At 63.5% G+C, this 16,856-nt stretch carries 14 protein-coding genes; 6 read left to right on the top strand and 8 right to left on the bottom strand.

All coding sequences use genetic code 11. From position 1 onward, the window contains the following. Nucleotides 1-2 precede the first annotated feature (2 nt). The 4 genes from JQ617_RS18490 to JQ617_RS18480 form a co-directional block, all read right to left on the bottom strand. Nucleotides 3-557: an HdeA/HdeB family chaperone gene (locus tag JQ617_RS18490; RefSeq protein WP_249157243.1), complete on the bottom strand. Its 555-nt coding sequence runs from the start codon at nucleotides 555-557 to the stop codon at nucleotides 3-5. 148 nt (nucleotides 558-705) lie between these two features. Next, a complete protein-coding gene (locus JQ617_RS18485) occupies nucleotides 706-1,035 on the bottom strand; it encodes a hypothetical protein (RefSeq protein ID WP_249157301.1) in 330 nt (109 codons plus the stop codon). After that, on the bottom strand, nucleotides 1,035-1,295 hold the full coding sequence (locus tag JQ617_RS40000) for a hypothetical protein (RefSeq protein WP_502754884.1): 261 nt from the start codon (nucleotides 1,293-1,295) through the stop codon (nucleotides 1,035-1,037). Before JQ617_RS40000 ends, JQ617_RS18485 begins: the two co-directional genes overlap by 1 nt. A 767-nt stretch (nucleotides 1,296-2,062) precedes the next feature. Next, entirely contained in the window at nucleotides 2,063-2,338 is a 276-nt protein-coding gene (locus JQ617_RS18480; protein WP_249157242.1) for a YjiS-like domain-containing protein, read from the bottom strand. A 164-nt stretch (nucleotides 2,339-2,502) separates the two neighbouring features. Between JQ617_RS18480 and JQ617_RS18475 the strand changes: the two genes are divergently transcribed. After that, on the top strand, nucleotides 2,503-4,065 hold the full coding sequence (locus JQ617_RS18475; RefSeq protein ID WP_212027563.1) for a winged helix-turn-helix domain-containing tetratricopeptide repeat protein: 1,563 nt from the start codon (nucleotides 2,503-2,505) through the stop codon (nucleotides 4,063-4,065). A gap of 30 nt (nucleotides 4,066-4,095) precedes the next feature. On the opposite strand, the gene JQ617_RS18470 is transcribed toward JQ617_RS18475, so the two are convergent. Then, a complete protein-coding gene (locus JQ617_RS18470) occupies nucleotides 4,096-5,025 on the bottom strand; it encodes a ketopantoate reductase family protein (RefSeq protein WP_212027562.1) in 930 nt (309 codons plus the stop codon). 443 nt (nucleotides 5,026-5,468) lie between these two features. On the opposite strand from JQ617_RS18470, the gene JQ617_RS18465 reads away from it, so the two are divergent. Further along, nucleotides 5,469-6,749 (top strand): amidohydrolase family protein, encoded by a 1,281-nt coding sequence (locus tag JQ617_RS18465; RefSeq protein ID WP_212027561.1) that lies wholly within the window; start codon nucleotides 5,469-5,471, stop codon nucleotides 6,747-6,749. A gap of 120 nt (nucleotides 6,750-6,869) precedes the next feature. Here JQ617_RS18465 and JQ617_RS18460 read toward each other — a convergent pair whose 3' ends face one another. After that, complete coding sequence (locus JQ617_RS18460; RefSeq protein WP_212027560.1) at nucleotides 6,870-8,468, bottom strand: winged helix-turn-helix domain-containing tetratricopeptide repeat protein; 1,599 nt, start codon at nucleotides 8,466-8,468, stop codon at nucleotides 6,870-6,872. Nucleotides 8,469-8,601: 133 nt separating this feature from the next. Here JQ617_RS18460 and JQ617_RS18455 point away from each other — a divergent pair, with 133 nt between their 5' ends. Together JQ617_RS18455 and JQ617_RS18450 are read left to right on the top strand one after the other, a co-directional pair. Beyond that, nucleotides 8,602-9,801 (top strand): ABC transporter substrate-binding protein, encoded by a 1,200-nt coding sequence (locus tag JQ617_RS18455; RefSeq protein WP_212027559.1) that lies wholly within the window; start codon nucleotides 8,602-8,604, stop codon nucleotides 9,799-9,801. 45 nt (nucleotides 9,802-9,846) lie between these two features. Beyond that, entirely contained in the window at nucleotides 9,847-11,067 is a 1,221-nt protein-coding gene (locus JQ617_RS18450; RefSeq protein ID WP_212027558.1) for an FAD-dependent oxidoreductase, read from the top strand. Here JQ617_RS18450 and JQ617_RS18445 read toward each other — a convergent pair. Continuing rightward, complete coding sequence (locus JQ617_RS18445) at nucleotides 11,051-12,802, bottom strand: SulP family inorganic anion transporter (protein ID WP_212027557.1); 1,752 nt, start codon at nucleotides 12,800-12,802, stop codon at nucleotides 11,051-11,053. The two genes, JQ617_RS18450 and JQ617_RS18445, sit on opposite strands and share 17 nt — an antisense overlap. Nucleotides 12,803-13,083: 281 nt before the next feature. Here JQ617_RS18445 and JQ617_RS18440 point away from each other — a divergent pair, with 281 nt between their 5' ends. Beyond that, nucleotides 13,084-13,938, top strand: a complete 855-nt coding sequence (locus JQ617_RS18440) for an arylamine N-acetyltransferase family protein (RefSeq protein ID WP_212027556.1) — start codon at nucleotides 13,084-13,086, stop codon at nucleotides 13,936-13,938. A gap of 215 nt (nucleotides 13,939-14,153) precedes the next feature. Continuing rightward, nucleotides 14,154-15,776, top strand: coding sequence for an ABC-F family ATP-binding cassette domain-containing protein (locus JQ617_RS18435; protein ID WP_212027555.1), 1,623 nt, complete (start codon nucleotides 14,154-14,156; stop codon nucleotides 15,774-15,776). On the opposite strand, the gene JQ617_RS18430 is transcribed toward JQ617_RS18435, so the two are convergent. Beyond that, entirely contained in the window at nucleotides 15,773-16,756 is a 984-nt protein-coding gene (locus JQ617_RS18430) for a glycerophosphodiester phosphodiesterase family protein (RefSeq protein WP_212027554.1), read from the bottom strand. The two genes, JQ617_RS18435 and JQ617_RS18430, sit on opposite strands and share 4 nt — an antisense overlap. Nucleotides 16,757-16,856 lie beyond the last annotated feature (100 nt).

The raw sequence follows: 16,856 nt of genomic DNA, 5'->3' as shown, positions 1-16,856 counted from the left end.
GTCTAGCTAGCTCTATTCTGAATCGCCGTTGGCAGAGTGCGGGATTTGTTCTTCTTGCAGTACGCGGCGACGGCGCTTGAGTTCTTCTGAAGGCGCTCGTAGTCCAATACACTGCTACTTGCCGTCGCATTGTAGTAGCCGCTCATAAAATACGTAACAAAAGCACGATCCTCCGGACCGTACCCCAACCAATTTCCACACGTGATCTTGTTGAAATCGAGCGTGGCATTAGGTGTCGCGGCTACACCTATCGATTTTTCCAGGCCTGCCATCACGCTGGCACTCGGGTTGGATTGGCACCACGTTCTTACACTTGCGACGTTTGCCCGATGCAAGTCGAAATCTACATACGTCCTGCTGCTTTGATAACTGAACCAGCCGGTCATCCAAGCCGAAAATTTGCTCGACGATGAAGCTGGCATGGCGAGATACTCACCACAGGTTATGCTGCGAATATCGACCGTTGCGGCGAACGCTGCCGTGGCAAAAGCCGGAACAACCGAGGCCGCGAACGTCAGGATGATTAACCCGCATCTCATGGCGATGACCTTCTCCATGGTGAGTGACCGATCAAAACGAGACCTTCTGTGACCACAAGACGCATGGCGGCGCTCATGATCACAAAGGCAATTTCTAAAGTGACTTCGATGCGGACAGAGGCCGCCGCGATCTCCACCTACGAGTCATTTGCGAACTTGGTGCTCGTCAGTCGCTCAGATCGTTAGACTCGTCCGCACTTTGCGTAAGCCAAACCGACACGGCGCTCGACGGAATGATTTGCTTGGGGGCGTGCGGATTGAGCGTCCCCGCTACCACGATCAATCCTTGACCGAGTTTCTCCTTCGCAAATGACTTGGCTTCGCTCTCCGTCTCGAACGTCTTGGTGAGCCGGGGATGCCTTGGCTTTGGCAATATCCCTCGACGCTGAACTTCGAAGGTTACGTACCAAGAGTGCACCATCGACTGTTCGACATTCAGCGGATCAAGAAGCTGTCTCGCCGGAAACTGCTGCGCTCGTGAGCCGCAGGACGGCATCACCGCCGCACTCCAACGCGATTGACGCCGCCATTGGCATTCCCGCCAACGTTATGGCGCACCGCAGCTCTTGCGACTGGACGCGGTCGGAGCACGACCCCCGCCCTTGCCACGCAGCCTGCCGGATAACCAACATAGGTGCAGTAGATCACCGCGTGGGCGGGTGCCGGTGAGAAGGAGAGAGCTGCGAGGCCCAACAAAGCGCTGATCGCAACCCCCATAACTGTGCTCGATCCAATCGATAGACGCTTCCCGTTCATGATAGTCCTCCCGCACCGAGCCATTGAAAGGAGACCAGAGCCGGCTCTGTGTTGCTGACATTGCTGAGCGTCGAGCAATCGTCGACTTTGATCTGGATCAAGGGCGGATAGAAGCCAAGTCGTGGTCAAGTCGCAGGTATCGGGGTGCTCGACCAAGGCCCGCATCGCTGCTAGCGGTGGACATGTCGCAGCTCTGCGCTTGAGGGCGGGGGACCGTCGAAGCGTCGGATCTGGCAGTGCGACCGTCCAATGACATAGATCAAGTTGAAGCCTGGCAAGGCGAGTAGCTTTTCAAGCTTGGGGCAGTCAAGCAAGGAGGCAGTCATGATTTCTCGACGGAAGCTTCTTTCATCTTTTGGCTTGGCAACCGCAATCGCCTCGCTACCGAGCATGCTGATGGCGCCCAACGCCGAGGCGCAGACCGTTGGCATGGAAAGGCGCCAAGATCGACGCGAGGGGCGCCACCAGCGCCGCGAAGATCGTCGTGACGCGCGCCAAGTGCGCCGCGAAGGCCGCCGTGACGCGCGTGAAGTGCGGCGTGGAGGCACACCCGGCACGCCAGATACGACTGCGACGGGAACTACGACGGGGATGGCCAAGTAGCCAAGTTCTGTACTGCCGGATCATCGGCGCAACTGACGGTCTCCGCACGGCCTTTGGAAAAGGTCGGTGCGTGGAGGGAAGGTGGTTGAGCCTCGCAATGCGGGCTGGCCGCATCCACGATTAAAAGCATAGCGTGTAGGATGGGTTGAGCCCGTCCTGCTCGGTTAGGTCATCCGGATCGCGGCGCCTCTTGGATCGACGTCCCGGTTCGCGGCGACGTAGTCGATCTCGCCGCGCGAGATACCGATATCGTGGAGCGCCATGTCGCTCAGGTCGTCCAGCCTGGCCATTAGCCGTCGGCGTTCGTGCCTTTCGCGAAGGGTGGTGCGGCAAGTGGTGAGCAGGTTCAGCCCAAATCGAACCAGCCCAAAGCGAACCGAGCCAAGTCGAACTGGCGTGAGCGTCTGTCGCGACGTCGACATATCGAAGGTTGTAGCCATCTGAAATCTCCCCGGTATCTGCCTGGACAAGGCAAGGATGCCAGGACGCTCCGGGTTGCGCTTGACATCCGGCTTACATTTTCCTTACCGGCGGCATATTCTTTCGTTTCCCGACAGTGCCGGAACGTGTGAGGCGACCCGTGAGGTGACGAGGGAGCGGTAGCGTGCGCTATTTGTTCGAGGACTACGATCTCGACACCGACCGATGCGAGCTCCGCCGTGGGTCCCATATCGTCCCGACCGCACCGCAGGTTTTCGACCTGCTCGGCTACCTGATCCGCCAGAGGGAGCGTGTCGTCAGCAAGGACGATTTGGTCAACGCCATCTGGAACGGACGCATCGTGTCCGACGTCGCCCTGACGACCCGCCTCAACGCGGCCCGGAGCGCGATCGGCGATTCCGGCGAGGAGCAGCGCCTGATCAAGACGCTGCCGCGAAAGGGCTTTCGTTTCGTCGGCGTGGTCCGCGAGGAGGACAGGCCACCTGCCGTCACGGCTCACTCCGGTGATACGGATTCGCCAAAGGCCGCACTTGCGCTGCCAGACAAGCCTTCGATCGCCGTGTTGCCCTTCGAGAACATGAGCGGCGATCCCGAGCAGCAGTACTTTGCCGATGGCATGGTCGAAGAGATCACCACCGCGCTGTCGCGGTTCAAATGGCTGTTCGTCATCGCGCGTAATTCGAGTTTCACGTTCAAGGGCAGGGCAGTCGACATCAAGGAGGTCGGGCGCAGCCTCGGCGTGCGTTATGTTCTCGAGGGGTCTGTTCGCAAGTCGCCGGGCAAGGTTCGCATCACCGGGCAGTTGATCGATGCGGTGACGGGCGCACACATCTGGGCCGACAGGTTCGAGCGCGACCTGACGGACGTGTTCGCCCTTCAGGACGAGGTCGCCGTTGCCGTGGTCTCGGCCATCGAGCCGAAATTGCTTCAAACTGAAATCGCATTGGCGGCGCGGCGGCGGCCGGAGAACCTTACGGCCTATGATTTCTATCTGCGGGCTTTGCCGCATTATTCCGCCTCCACCCGCGAAGGGATCGCCGAGGCGATAAGGCTCACGCACAATGCCCTGGAGCAGGACCCCCGGTTCGCCTTGGCGGCCGCTTTGGCAGCGTCCTGCCACTCGCTCAATGTGACCATGGGCTACTCCGTCGATCCTCAATTCGATCGCAGGGAAGCCATTCGCCATTTTCGTCTGGCGCTGAACATCGACGACAGCGACCCCGCGACCCTGGCTTATGCTGCCGTCGTCTCGGCCTTCATGGTCGGCGATTGGGAAAGCGAGATCGAGATGGCGGATCGTGCGGTCGCACTCAACCCGAACTCATTTGTCGCATGGCATGCCAGAGGCTGGGTGTACCGGATTGCGGGGCATCCGGAAGAGGCGATCAGAAACTTCGAACATGCCTTTCGTTTGAGCCCGGTCGATCCGCAACTGCACCGGTCGCTGATCGGAATGGCGATGGCCCTCATCGAACTCGGCCGCCATGACGAGGCGATCATGGCAGCGAAGAAGGCTGTTCGTCAGAATCCCGCTCATGCGGCATCATACCGGTGCCTCGCAAGCGCCTTTGCCCATCTCGGCCACGACGCGCAGGCGCGCGAGGCGGCGGCCGGCGTGATCGAGCACGATCCGACCTTTACGATATCGACCTATATCGGCCGGGGTGGTCAGGCCAAGGCGAAGCGATTGATCGAGGGGCTTCGGAAGGCAGGGTTGCCCGAGTGACCCGCGATGAAGTGCTCTGGGATAATTTGCTCAGCTAGCGTGGGCATTACCCATCCGGTGCAGCTTAAGCATGGCATAGACCGCATTGTTGGCTGGCGTAGGAACGCCAAGCGAGCGCCCGAACTCCACTACCTTTCCGGCGAGCCAGTCGAGTTCGAGCCGGTTGCCGCGTTCGAGATCGTGCAGCATGGAAGCCTTGAAGGTCGGTGGCGAGGCTTCGGCGAATTTCATTCTGTCCTCGGCAAAATTCTCCGATATCGGAACGCCCTTGGCGCGGGCGACCGCCACGACCTCGCTCATCAAGGCGTAAAAGAACGCTCGTGTATCCGGGTCGGCCAGGATTGGCCCCAGCGGCTGGCGAGTCGTCGCGGTCGCGCCCGATAGCCCGACGAGAAATACAAATTTCTGCCAGCGCTCCCGGTCAATCGCGTCGGATACCGAGATGTCGATCCCGGCCACACGAGCGGCGTCGGCAAAGGCTTCGAGACACCCATCGGGCCTTCCGTCGGTCCTCCCGCAGACCATGCGCGCGAACTGACTCGTGTGGGTGACGACGCCAGGCGCAGACAGCACAGTAGCAATATAGGCACTCCCGGCGACCACATTGTCGGCGCCGAGAATTGGGGCGATCCTCTCCGCGCTATCGACGCCGTTTTGCAATGGAATCACCCGGGTGTGCGGGCCGACCAGGGGGAGAGACAGCCTGGCCGCCTTCTCGCTGTCCCAAAGCTTGACCGCGAACAGAACGATATCGACCGGGCCAACTGCGGCCGGGTCATCGGTCACATTGGGTTCAGGCAAATGAAGATTGCCAAGCACACTCTCGATCTTGAGACCATTTTTCCTGATTGCCGCTAGGTTGGAGCCGCGTGCGATGAAGGACACATTGTGCCCTGCCGCAGCCATGCGTGCTCCAAAATAACCGCCGAGGGCACCGGCCGCCATCACAGCGATACGCATGTCATCCTGCCTCCTTGTAGCGACACTCGGCCGATAGAGGATACCACACGACGGACCTGGGTTCGATCATTGCGAAACCCATCGCGGCGACGGGCGGGCGTCGTATCTCGTCATACTCGTTAGTTCGATCCGGTCGCGAGAATGAAGCCTGATGGGTTCGCAACGGCTCAACCCATCCTACGCGCCATGGTGGACCTAGTGAAGGCGCTCTCGGCACACACGGCCAAAGCGGCCCGGCTCGCCTGGTCGGCGCTTGTCCCGGAAGGTCCACTGATGCTGGAATAATTTCGCGGCTTCTCAGCGCCCATTTGTCGTCATAGGATCGGATCACCCGAGGGAACGGTCGTCAGTTTCAGCGTGTTCGTTTTGAACGCGGAAGTGGCGCCGTGGGATCGCTCGTCAAAGCCGGCCGCACCGGCGAATAAAAGCACAGGGGGGTTATCATGTCCGCGTTGTCACGCCGCGATTTCCTTGCACTTTCGACATCAGCCGCAGCCATCAGCCTCGCCGCGCCGGCGCGCGCCGCGATGGGACCGAATGACAAGTACGATCTGGTGATCCGCGGGGGCGAGGTCCTCGATCCCAGCCAGTCGCTGCGCGCCAAGCGCGATATCGGCATCCGCTGGGGCGTGATCGAAACCGTCCAGGAGACGATCCCCGCCGAGCGCGCCCTGAAGAGCATCGACGCGTCGGGCAAGCTGGTGATGCCCGGCCTCATCGATCTGCATTGCCACGTCTATCCCTACGGCTCGGCGATCGGCATTCCCGCCGACGAGCTGGTGCAATTCCAGGGCACGACGACCGTCGTGTCGGCCGGCGATGCCGGCGTCAACAATCTGGCGGCGCTGCGCCGCTTCATCGTGGCCCAGACACGGGCGCGGATGTACGCCTTCGTCCACATCGCCAACAACGGCCTTTCGGCGTTTCCCGTCGCCGAGCTCTACAATATCGACTCCGCGCAGACCGAGGCCTGCGCGATGGCGCTCGCCGAGAACCAGGACTTCCTCCTCGGGGTCAAGGTGCGGATGTCGGAGAACGTGATCTACAAGCACGGGCTCGAGCCGCTCAAGCGCGCCATCCAGGCCTGCGAGATGTGCGGCTGGCCGGCGAAGATGATGGTGCATATTGGCGGCGTCGAGTCCAAGGAGCTGATGTCGCAGATCCTCGATCTGCTCCGCCCGGGCGACGTGCTGACGCATGCCTATTCGGGCGCCCCGAACATGTCCAATGTCTTCACCAATATCGTCCAGGAGGGCAAGCTGCTGCCCGCAGCCCTGGCGGCCAAGCAGCGCGGCGTCCTGTTCGACGTCGGCCATGGCGGCGGCAGCTTCGATTTCACCGTGGCGGAAGTGGCGATCCCCGGTGGATGCACGCCGGACACCATTTCCTCCGACATCCACGTCTTCTCCGGCAATTCGCCCGGCATTCCGTTCCTGCCCAACGTGATGAGCAAGTTCATGGTGCTCGGCTTCACGCTGGAGCAGGTGGTGGCCATGGCCACGACAGCCCCGGCGAAAATCATCAGCCGCGCGCCGAAAATCGGCACGCTGCAGGTCGGTGCGCCCGGCGACGTCGCCATCATGGAGCTGGTGGAGGGGCCGGTCAGCTTCCTCGACACCCGCAACAACAAGCGAGACGGGAAGGTCCAGCTCAAGCCGGTCCAGACGGTCATCAACGGCGTGCCGTTCGGCCGGCCTTATCAGGCGCCGTTTGCGGTGAGGTAGCGAACCGGCTGACGCTCCCCGCTCGTCGAAGCAGCATGGACGAGCGCGGCGCAATGCGGCGGCAGGGTTACGGCCGCGGAGACGTGCGGTTGTTGCCGATCCTGTCGCGCGCGCTTTGAGTCATTCCTCCGGCAGGCCGGCCAGGCGCATCCCCTCATAGAAGCGGGCGCGCTTGGCAAGATAAACCGGATTGTCGACTTTGGGATTGGCGCGGTAGCGGCGGATCGTGAAGCCGGGGTCGAGGGCAAGGCCTGCTGCGGCAGCGGCGCTTGCCTCTTTCTGGTCTCCCAGCAGCGCCAGCGCAGCCGCGAAGTGAAAATGGGCGAGCGCGTGATTTCGGTTGAACTCGATGCTCCGGCGAAACCAATCCGCGGCCTCGCGGTCGGCGCAGAGGCTCAACTTGCCGAGCCCGACGAACATGTACCAGAGATAGGCGCGCGTATCGCGAGGCGACAGCCGCAACGCTTCATGGATGTGCGCCTCGACCTCTTCACCGCGCCCCAGCAGAAATTTCGCGAGCCCGATAAATCCATGGGCGTCGGCCAAATTCGGATCGAGCAGCAGCGCCTGTCGGCATTCGGCGATGCCCCCCAGAGCGCGCATGCTTTGCATGTGAACAGCGCCGAGCAGCATGTGAGCTCTCGGATGAGAGGGCGCGTGAAGAAGCACCTTGTTCAAGCCAGCCTCTGCGGCTTCAAACTGCACGGATGGGTCGTCCGTCAGGAAGGCTGATCCTATCGACACGTCGATCTGGGCCGCGGCGACCGCCGCTTCGATGTTGCCGGGATCAAGTGCGAGGGCGCGCATGAAGAAGTCGCGTGCCTGCGCCAGGAATACCGGAGTCACGCCCTTGTTGATGCAAGCCCGGCCCTGGAAATACAAATCCATCGCATCCGGATGCGGCGACCGTTCCGCGCGGCGGGCTTCTGCCTTGATGAGTTCGGCATTCAGGTTGTTGGCGAGCCTGGATACGATCTCATCCTGCATGTCCAGCAAGTCGGTGGCCGGCTTGTCGAAGCGCTCCGCCCAGACGTGACTTCCGGTCTCCGTCTGCGTCAACTGAACGTTGACCCGGCACCGATCTCTGCCTCGCTGGACCGATCCTTCCAGCACGTAGCGCACATTCAGCTCACGGCCGATTTGCCTGACGTTGACGGCCTTTCCCTTGAACGTGAATGCGGTGTTGCGTGCAATGACGAACGAGCCGGAAATCCGCGACAGATCCGTGGTCAGGCTTTCGGTCACGCCATCGACGAAGTAATCCTGGGCGGGATCGCCGCCGATGTTGGCGAACGGCAGCACGACGATGGACAGATGGGGCGGCGTCGACGAAGACGCCGGCTGCTCTTCGATACCGGATAGGCGGGGTGTATCGCCGTGGACGAGGCGGGCATCGATCGGCCCTTCATCAACCACCAGCATGTAGCCGCGGCGGGGCAGTGTCTTCAGCGCCGAGCGGCCAGCGTCTCCCAGGGCGCGCCTGATGTCGCCGATCGCCTGGACGAGGGAGTCCTCCGTCACCTCGCAGTCCGACCAGACCGCGTCCATGATCTCGTCCTTGCCGACCAGTTGCCCGGGCCGTGTCGCCAGCAGCCGCAGCACCGCCCAGGCGCGCGGACGCAAGGGGACGTTGCCGCCGCCACCGTCGCGCAAGGTCTCATTGGCCAGGTCCACGACCCGGTCGCCGACGGCAATGGAATGGTGCGACGACTTCAGCAAGGGCGGCTCGTGAAACTTCTTTCGGAAAATTTTGGCAAAGTTTCGGGACGCAGCTTCGATTGTACAGCATCATCTCACAGTACGGGATAGCAAAACGCTTCCGATCGAAGCCGCCAAACCAAGGTGCGCCTCCATGATCCGGCCCCTGATCCTTGCGACGCTCAGTCTGTCGATTGCCGGCCTTTCGCCCGTTGCCGGCGCGGACAAGAAATACGGTCCCGGCGTGACCGATACTGAAATCAGGATCGGGCAGACGGTTCCTTACAGCGGCCCGATCTCGTCGCTGAGCCGCTTCGGCCGGATTGAGGCGGCCTATCTCAAGATGATCAACGCGGCGGGCGGCATCAACGGGCGCAAGGTGACGCTCGTTTCGCTCGACGATGCCTTTTCGCCGACCAAGACGGTGCAGCAGACGCGAAAGCTGGTCGAGGACGACAATGTGCTCGCGATCGTTGGATCGATCGGCACGCCGACCAACCTTGCCGTGGCGAAATATCTCAACGGCAAGCAGGTCCCGCAGATCCTGCTGCTCGCCAGCACGCCCAAGCTCGACGATCCCGAGAACCTGCCATGGACGACCACGTTCATGGTGCCACAGCCGGTCGAGACCAGGATCTACGCCGAGTATTTGCTGAAGTCCAAGCCAGACGCGAAAGTCGCCGTGATCTATCAGAACGACGATCTCGGGAAGGGCAATTTGGCCGGGTTCAAGGCCGGCCTGGGATCGCGCGCTTCGAGCATGGTGGTCGCGGAGGCCGCGTACGACATCATGGAGCCGACGGTCGATTCACAGATCGTGGCGCTCAAGGCCTCCGGCGCCGATACCCTGTTTCACGCCTCCAACCCGCGCTTTGCGGCGCAGGCCATCCGCAAGGCGCATGAGCTCAACTGGAAGGTCCAGCATGTGCTGCTGTCCGGGGTGAGCAGCATTTCAGCCGTCCTGCGTCCGGCGGGACTTGCAGCCGCGAAAGGGGCGGTCAGCGCGTTCTGGCTGAAGACATCCGAAGATCCCATGTGGGATGACGATGCCGGGATGCGCGAGTATCGGGCCTTCATGAAGGAGTGGGCACCGGCTGAAGACATCGAGGAATCCATTTTCCCGTATGCGACCGCTCAGGTCATCGTCGAGGTCCTGAAGCAGTGCGGCGACGACCTGTCGCGGGACAATGTCATCAGGCAGGCCACCAACATCCGCGCGCTCCAACTGCCGACGTTCCTGCCCGGCATCGCGATCAACGTGACTCCATCGCGCCGGATCGGCTGGAGAACGGCGAGGATGGCGCGTTTCGACGGCACCAGATGGGTGCTGCTCGATGACGTCGTCGGCAACTGACCACGGATCAAGTCCCGAGATGGCGATGTTCGATGGGATCGGGCCATGACCGGCCGGCTCAATATCGCAATTGTCGGGGCGGGGATCGGCGGATTGTCTGCAGCGCTGGCGCTGAGCGCACGGGGCCTGAACGTCACCGTCTTCGAGGGAGCGGAGTCGCCGCGTGAGGCCGGGGCAGGGCTCTCCATTCCTCCAAATGCGCTGACATTGCTCCGACGGACCTCGCTTCGCGAGGCTATCGAGCGGATCACCACGAGGAGCCAGGGGCTGACGCTGCGAACCTCGCAGGGACTGCCGGTTTCGAGGCCGGGCGCGTCCACGGCGCTGAGCTATCAGATCCACCGGGTCGAGTTGCTCGACATGCTGCTCGGTGCGGTCAAAGGACCGGTGCGGTTCGGACATCGCTGTATCGCCGTCGGCGAGATGCAGAGCGGAGCGCGCTTGACCTTTGCCAATGGCGCCGTCTGCGATGCGGACGTGGTCATCGGTGCGGACGGAATCCATTCGGTGGTCCAGCGGCAGATCGGGCTGGCGGCGCAGCCGACCAGCGAAGGCGTGGTGGCGTATCGCGGCCTGGTGCTGGCGGAGAAATTCGCCCTCGGCCCGGAGCTGCGAGGCCTCAACATGTGGATGGGGGATGGTCGCAGCTTCATCTGCTTTCCGGTGTCGCAGGGGCGGTTGATCAACATCGTCGCGTTCGTCCCGAGCACGCGTGACATGGAGGAGACCTGGTTCGCACCGGGCGACGTCTGCGCGCTCGCGGGTGAATACGGGGGGTGGGATGCGCCGGTCCGGGACCTGGTCGCGGCGCTCGACCACACCTTTCGCTGGGGCATCTACGATCGGCCGCCATTGCCGTATTGGTCGCGCGGGCATGTCACGCTTCTCGGTGATGCCGCCCATCCGATGGTGCCGCATTTCGGCCAGGGCGCTGGACAGGCCATCGAGGACGGCTTCGCACTTGCCGTCCTGCTGGAGCACGCCGGACGCGGCGAGATTCCGGCGCGACTGAAAGCTTACCAGGACCTCAGGCTGGAGCGGACCAGCCGCGTGCAGGCAGCCTCACGCCTTGCCGGCCGGTTCTACCGGTCCGCCGGCGGTGATCCCGCGGAGCAGGCGCAGAGGATGCGCGGCTGGATGTCGGCGGCGGAGTGGATCTTTCCTTACGACGCGGAGAGGGCCGCCTTGGCCCTTCTGTCGTCCGGCGACAAGGCTCCGCCAGGTGCGGCAAGCGAGGTCGACATCCCGGCTAGGGACCAGCCTTGAGATTTCGGCCCGCGAGCGGTTCGAGGTCGTTCTCGGCCTGATCCTCCCAATCGTTCCACTCGACGTTGTTGATCTCGAGATAGCGGGAGACCGCCACGCCGATGGTCGGGAAGAAGTAATGTTCGCCAAGCTGCGCGAACAGGCCAAATCGTTTCAGCTTGTCCTTCACGGGGTCCTTGAGCTCGGCAAAGCAGAACTCGATGCCCTGCGCGTGCAGCGTCTGGTCCAGTTCGGCGACCACATCGCAGGCGGTGACGTCCACGCTCGTCACCGGCTCCGCCGCGACCACCAGCCAGCGCACCGGCGTCGGCGAGGTCGCGATGGCATCCATGACGCGCTCCCGGAAGAATTCCGCGTTGGCGAAGAACAGCGGTGCATCCCACCGGAACAGGACCAGCCCCGGGACCCGGCGGGCGGCCGGATATCGCGTCATGTCGTGATAGCCTTTGACGCCCTGGGCTCGGCCCAGAACGGCAGAGTGCGGCCGCCAGCCGTCCCACAGGAATTCGATGATCGCGAGTGCGATGGCGAGACCGATCCCCGGAATGACGCCGAGCACCGCCACGCCGACAAAGCAGACGATCGACAGCCAGAATTCCCAACGTTGGATGCGATAGATCCGCTTGAGGTCGGCAACCTCGAACAGGCCGATTGCCGCCGCGATGACGACGGCGGCCAATGCGGCGGTGGGCAGATCCTCCAGCAGATTTGGCGCGACCAGCAGAAGCAGGGCGATGGACAGCGCGCCGACGACGCTCGTGAGCTGGGTGTGGGCGCCGGCGGCTTCCGCAACGGGCGTCCGCGAGCTGCTGCTGCTGATCGGGAAACCCTGGAAAAAGCCCGTCGCCAGATTGGCCGCACCGAGCCCCACCATCTCCTGATTGGGGTCGACCCGCATCCCCAATCGCGCGGCGTAGGCGCGTGAAAGCACGCTGGTGTCGGCAAACGACACCATGGCGATGGCGCAGCCGCCGAGCAGCACCGGGACGATGTCGCTCGTGGAGATCCACGGGACAACGAAGCCCGGCAGCCCCTGAGGCAGCGGCCCCAGCACCTTGACGCCGTACCGCGTCCCGAGATCGAGCACCCCGACCACGACGGTCGCCGCGACGACGGCGATCAGGATGCCCGGCAGCCTGGTGTTCTTCAGCAGCAGGATCGCGGCCAGCGTCGCGAATCCGATCTCGAAGGCGACCCAGTTGATCTGCCCGTCGAGGATCGCGCTCGCGATCGCCCACAAGCTCCGCAACGGTCCTTCGCCCTCGATGGAAAAGCCGAGCAGTTTTGGCAATTGGCTGATCAGGACGGTCAACGCGATGCCGTTCATGTAGCCGTAGCGGATCGGCTTGGAGAGAAGCTCGGTGACGAAGCCCAGACGCGCGACGCCGGCCAGGATGCAAGCCAGCCCCGAGACGATGGCCATCATGCCGGCGAGCGTCACGGCGCGCATGGGGTCGCCGGCAGCCAGCGGCGTGATGACGCCGAGCAATATTCCCGCCAGCGCCGAGTCCGGGCCGAGCACGAGGATGCGGCTCGGGCCGAACAAGGCGTAAGCCAGCAGCGGCACGATGGTGGCGTACAGGCCATAGATGCCGGGCAATCCCGATGCGACGGAGTAGGCGATTCCGACCGGGACCAGCATCGTCGCCAGCACCACGCCGGCGAAAACATCGCGCGGAAGCCAGGCGGCTTCATAGCGACGAAGCGTATCCAGTCCCGGCAGCCATTGCTTCATCGGTCGTCACTCCCGCAAGCGGCGCCGTTTCCGGCAATCTGCAGTCAATCGTCCTGAGGCTGCGCAATGTTGCATTGCATGGTTCAGCTCCGCGCGCTGCGCCTGGGGCCAAGCAGCTCAAGTCACAGGCTCCGCCATGATCGTTGAAGAGCTTTGATCAAGATCAATACGCCTGATGCCGCCAAGCCAAGGCGCCGGTCGAGCGTACCCCGGCGGGCGGCCGCTGGACGCAGGGCGGGAGAATGGCAATATGGGCGCCCTGGTCGTCTGGAGCGGGTGAGATGTCCGACACACAATTCGATCGGAATGCCTGGCTCGCACGCATCGGCTATGCCGGGCCGCTCACGCCAACGCTCGATACGCTGAACCAACTGATCTTCGCGCATGCGCATGCGATCGCCTACGAGACGCTCGACATCATGCTCGGGCGGCCGCCCAGGCTCGACGTGCCGACGCTTCAGCGGAAGATGATCGAGAGCAGGCGCGGCGGATACTGCTTCGAACAGAACATGCTGTTCCGGGCCGGACTTCGCTCGCTCGGTTACAGCATCACAAGCCTGCAGGGGCGGGTCGTGCGCGGGCTGGAGATCGACGCACCGCGCCCGGCGATCCACATGTTGCTGAAGGTGGATTTGCCGGAAGGCGCTTGTCTTGCGGATGTCGGCTTCGGCAATCTGGCGCCGACCTCCGCGCTCAGGCTCGTGCCCGAGGTCGAGCAGGAGACGCCGCATGAGGTCATGCGCTTCATCGATGTCGGCGGCGAGCTGACGCTCCAGGCACGGCTCAAGCATGGCTGGCAGCACATCTACCGGGTGATCCCATATCCCCGCTACGACGGCGAATACGAGATCACCAATTGGTACACCGCGACCCATCCGGATACGCCCTATCAGGGCAACATCATCGTGGCGAAGCCGGGACCGAACAGAAGCCGGATCACCATGTACAATGCGCGTGTCACCGTCCGCGACGCGGACGGGCACGCGGAGAAACGCCGGCTGGCGACGGAGAACGAATTCAGGGACGTGCTGCGCGGCGAATTCGGGCTCAACCTGTCCGATCAGGAGATCGACGCGTGCGTCGCCGTGATGAAGGCGAAGGGAACCGGCGACGCGCCGCATCCCTTCTTCGCCTAGGCTGTCTTCGGGAAACAGCCCGCGTTGGGCCGCCAAGGCTCCAGGGGGTGGGCAGCGAGCCCGTCAACAGCGGGCAGAAGCCCCGCGCGGGCGTAAACATCGGGCCAATCGGGAGGAATCTGCGCTTGGCGGGGCAGTCCGTACCCCGCCGGGCTTCCCCTGGCGGCTCGCATGGCCTATGACGCTGCAACGCAAAAATCCCCCAAAATGACCCCATGATCCGCCTCGACAACGTCAGCAAGCAAGCCGGCCACCAGATCCTGTTCATCGAAGCCTCCGCCGCCCTCAACAAGGGCGAGAAGATCGGCCTGGTCGGGCCGAACGGCGCCGGCAAAACCACCCTGTTCCGGATGATCGCCGGCGAGGAGCTGCCCGACGAGGGGCAGGTCTCGACCGACCGCGGCATCACCATCGGCTATTTCAACCAGGACGTCGGCGAGATGTCTGGCCGCAGCGCCGTCGCCGAGGTGATGAACGGCGCCGGTCCCGTCAGCGAGGTCGCGGCCGAGCTGCGCGCGCTCGAGGCCGATATGGCCGACCCCGACAAGGCCGATCAGATGGACGAGATCATCGCCCGCTACGGCGAGGTGCAGCACCGGTTCGAGGAGCTGGACGGCTACGCGCTCGACGGCCGCGCGCGCGAGGCGCTGTCCGGCCTCGGCTTCAGCCAGGAGATGATGGACGGCGACGTCGGCAAGCTCTCCGGCGGCTGGAAGATGCGCGTGGCGCTGGCCCGCATCCTCCTGATGCGTCCCGATGTCATGCTGCTCGACGAGCCGAGCAACCATCTCGACCTCGAAAGCCTGATCTGGCTGGAGAAGTTCCTGCACGATTACGAAGGCACGCTGCTGATGACCTCGCATGACCGCGAGTTCATCAACCGCGTGATCTCCAAGGTGATCGAGATCGACTCGGGCTCGCTCACCACCTACACCGGCGACTACGAGTTCTACGAGCAGCAGCGCGCGCAGAACGAGAAGCAGCAGCAGGCGCAGTTCGAGCGCCAGCAGGCCATGCTCGCCAAGGAGATCAAGTTCATCGAGCGCTTCAAGGCGCGCGCCTCGCATGCCGCGCAGGTGCAGAGCCGGGTCAAGAAGCTCGACAAGATCGAGCGCGTCGAGCCGCCGCGCCGCCGCCAGAGCGTCGCATTCGACTTCCTGCCGGCACCGCGCTCGGGCGAGGACGTCGTGGCGCTCAAGGGTGTCCACAAGGGCTATGGCAGCAAGCGCATCTATGACGGCCTCGACTTCATGATCCGCCGCCGGGAGCGCTGGTGCGTGATGGGCGTCAACGGCGCCGGCAAGTCGACGCTGTTGAAGCTCATTGCCGGTGCGAGCGAGCCGGACCAGGGCACGGTGGCCCTGGGGGGCAGCGTCAAGATGGGCTATTTCGCCCAGCATGCGATGGATTTGCTCGACGGCGAGCGCACCGTGTTCCAGTCGCTGGAGGACCAGTTTCCGACGGCGGGGCAGGGCTCCTTGCGCGCGCTCGCCGGCTGCTTCGGCTTCTCCGGTGACGACGTCGAGAAGCGCTGCCGCGTGCTGTCAGGCGGCGAGAAGGCACGGCTCGTGATGGCGAAGATGCTGTTCGATCCGCCGAACTTTCTGGTGCTGGACGAGCCGACCAACCATCTCGACCTCGCCACCAAGGAGATGCTGATCACGGCGCTGTCGGATTTCGAGGGCACCATGCTGTTCGTCTCGCATGACCGCCACTTCCTGGCGACGCTGTCGAACCGCGTGCTCGAGCTGACCCCGGACGGCATCCACCAGTACGGCGGCGGCTACACGGAGTATGTCGCGCGGACCGGGCAGGAGGCGCCGGGGTTGCGGAGCTAAGGCTTCGCCTTGCCCGCAATTGCGGCGATTACCTCGATCTCGTTAGTCCAGATCCCGCCGGAATATCCTTGCGGAAGGCTGCCAAACAATTCCGGCGTGTCGATGCCGGTCGAGAATTCGCCGCCGCTGTAGGGTCCGAGCACGAAGACCACGCTATTGGCGTCGTTCATTCGGGCGAGGAAGCGATCAGGCCAGCCCCATAGCCAGGGCGCGACGTTGACCGGCACCAGCACCATCGCGTTTTGGCAGGCCGGTGGGACGAGGCCGGTCCAGCCGTAGCCGATATAGCCGAGCAGGCAGCTCCGGATCGCCGAGCGCGAAATCGTGCGACCGTCGGGCGTAAGGCGGCGGATCATCCCGACCGGCTCATCGCCGCCGTAGACCATGATCCTCCGCCGTCGCTCTGGAGGCAATGCATTCAGGACGGCGGCGAGCTTCTCGCCCTCGCTGGCATCGCGGCTTTTGACGTTGATGAGGAGTTGCTTGTCGGGGAGGGCGGCAAACACCTCGGCAAGCGTTGGCATCATCCCAATGCCCTTGCCGCGGAACGGGAAGGTCCTGCCGCCATCGGCGGTGTAGCCGTAGCCGATGTCGAGCGTTTTCAGCTTCGCCATGCTCTGCTCGCGCGTGATGCCATGGCCGTCGGTGCGACAGTCCACCGTCCAGTCGTGAAAGACGGCGAACTCCCCGTCGGTGGTCGGATGCACGTCGAGCTCCACCGCATCGGCGCCAACCTCGAAGCTGGCGCGCATCGAGCGCAGGGTGTTCTCGAGATAGTCGTGGGATGGCGCCAGCATCCGTGCGGCGGTGCAGGTATCGTTCTTCAGATCGCGCTCATCGAAGCGCTGCGCCATGCCGCGATGGGCGAGCAGCAACGGCCTGCCGTCACGATGCGGCGCCAGAAGGCTGGTGTTGTTGAGGTAGGTGCCTGCTGCAACGGCAAGCAGGGCTGCCGCCGTGTATTTCAGTTTCCGGCCCACGGATGATTCCCATTTCCGGAATCACCCTCGGTGGCATTTGAGGTTGATTTGCGGCGAGCGTCATGGAGGAGCGCCGATCGGCGCCCCTCCATTGGGACCT

The organism is Bradyrhizobium sp. KB893862 SZCCT0404, assembly GCF_018130885.1.
GTDB lineage: Bacteria > Pseudomonadota > Alphaproteobacteria > Rhizobiales > Xanthobacteraceae > Bradyrhizobium > Bradyrhizobium stylosanthis.
The sequence above is the reverse complement of the archived record's forward strand: the minus strand, read 5'-3'. Positions and strand labels throughout refer to the sequence as shown.

Bases quoted from the DNA above. Each gene is read 5' to 3' on its own strand.
- JQ617_RS18490 (WP_249157243.1), bottom strand. From the start codon at position 557: ATGGAGAAGGTCATCGCCATGAGATGCGGGTTAATCATCCTGACGTTC.
- JQ617_RS18485 (WP_249157301.1), bottom strand. From the start codon at position 1,035: ATGCCGTCCTGCGGCTCACGAGCGCAGCAGTTTCCGGCGAGACAGCTT.
- JQ617_RS40000 (WP_502754884.1), bottom strand. From the start codon at position 1,295: ATGAACGGGAAGCGTCTATCGATTGGATCGAGCACAGTTATGGGGGTT.
- JQ617_RS18480 (WP_249157242.1), bottom strand. From the start codon at position 2,338: ATGGCTACAACCTTCGATATGTCGACGTCGCGACAGACGCTCACGCCA.
- JQ617_RS18470 (WP_212027562.1), bottom strand. From the start codon at position 5,025: ATGCGTATCGCTGTGATGGCGGCCGGTGCCCTCGGCGGTTATTTTGGA.
- JQ617_RS18465 (WP_212027561.1), top strand. From the start codon at position 5,469: ATGTCCGCGTTGTCACGCCGCGATTTCCTTGCACTTTCGACATCAGCC.
- JQ617_RS18455 (WP_212027559.1), top strand. From the start codon at position 8,602: ATGATCCGGCCCCTGATCCTTGCGACGCTCAGTCTGTCGATTGCCGGC.
- JQ617_RS18450 (WP_212027558.1), top strand. From the start codon at position 9,847: ATGACCGGCCGGCTCAATATCGCAATTGTCGGGGCGGGGATCGGCGGA.
- JQ617_RS18445 (WP_212027557.1), bottom strand. From the start codon at position 12,802: ATGAAGCAATGGCTGCCGGGACTGGATACGCTTCGTCGCTATGAAGCC.
- JQ617_RS18440 (WP_212027556.1), top strand. From the start codon at position 13,084: ATGTCCGACACACAATTCGATCGGAATGCCTGGCTCGCACGCATCGGC.
- JQ617_RS18435 (WP_212027555.1), top strand. From the start codon at position 14,154: ATGATCCGCCTCGACAACGTCAGCAAGCAAGCCGGCCACCAGATCCTG.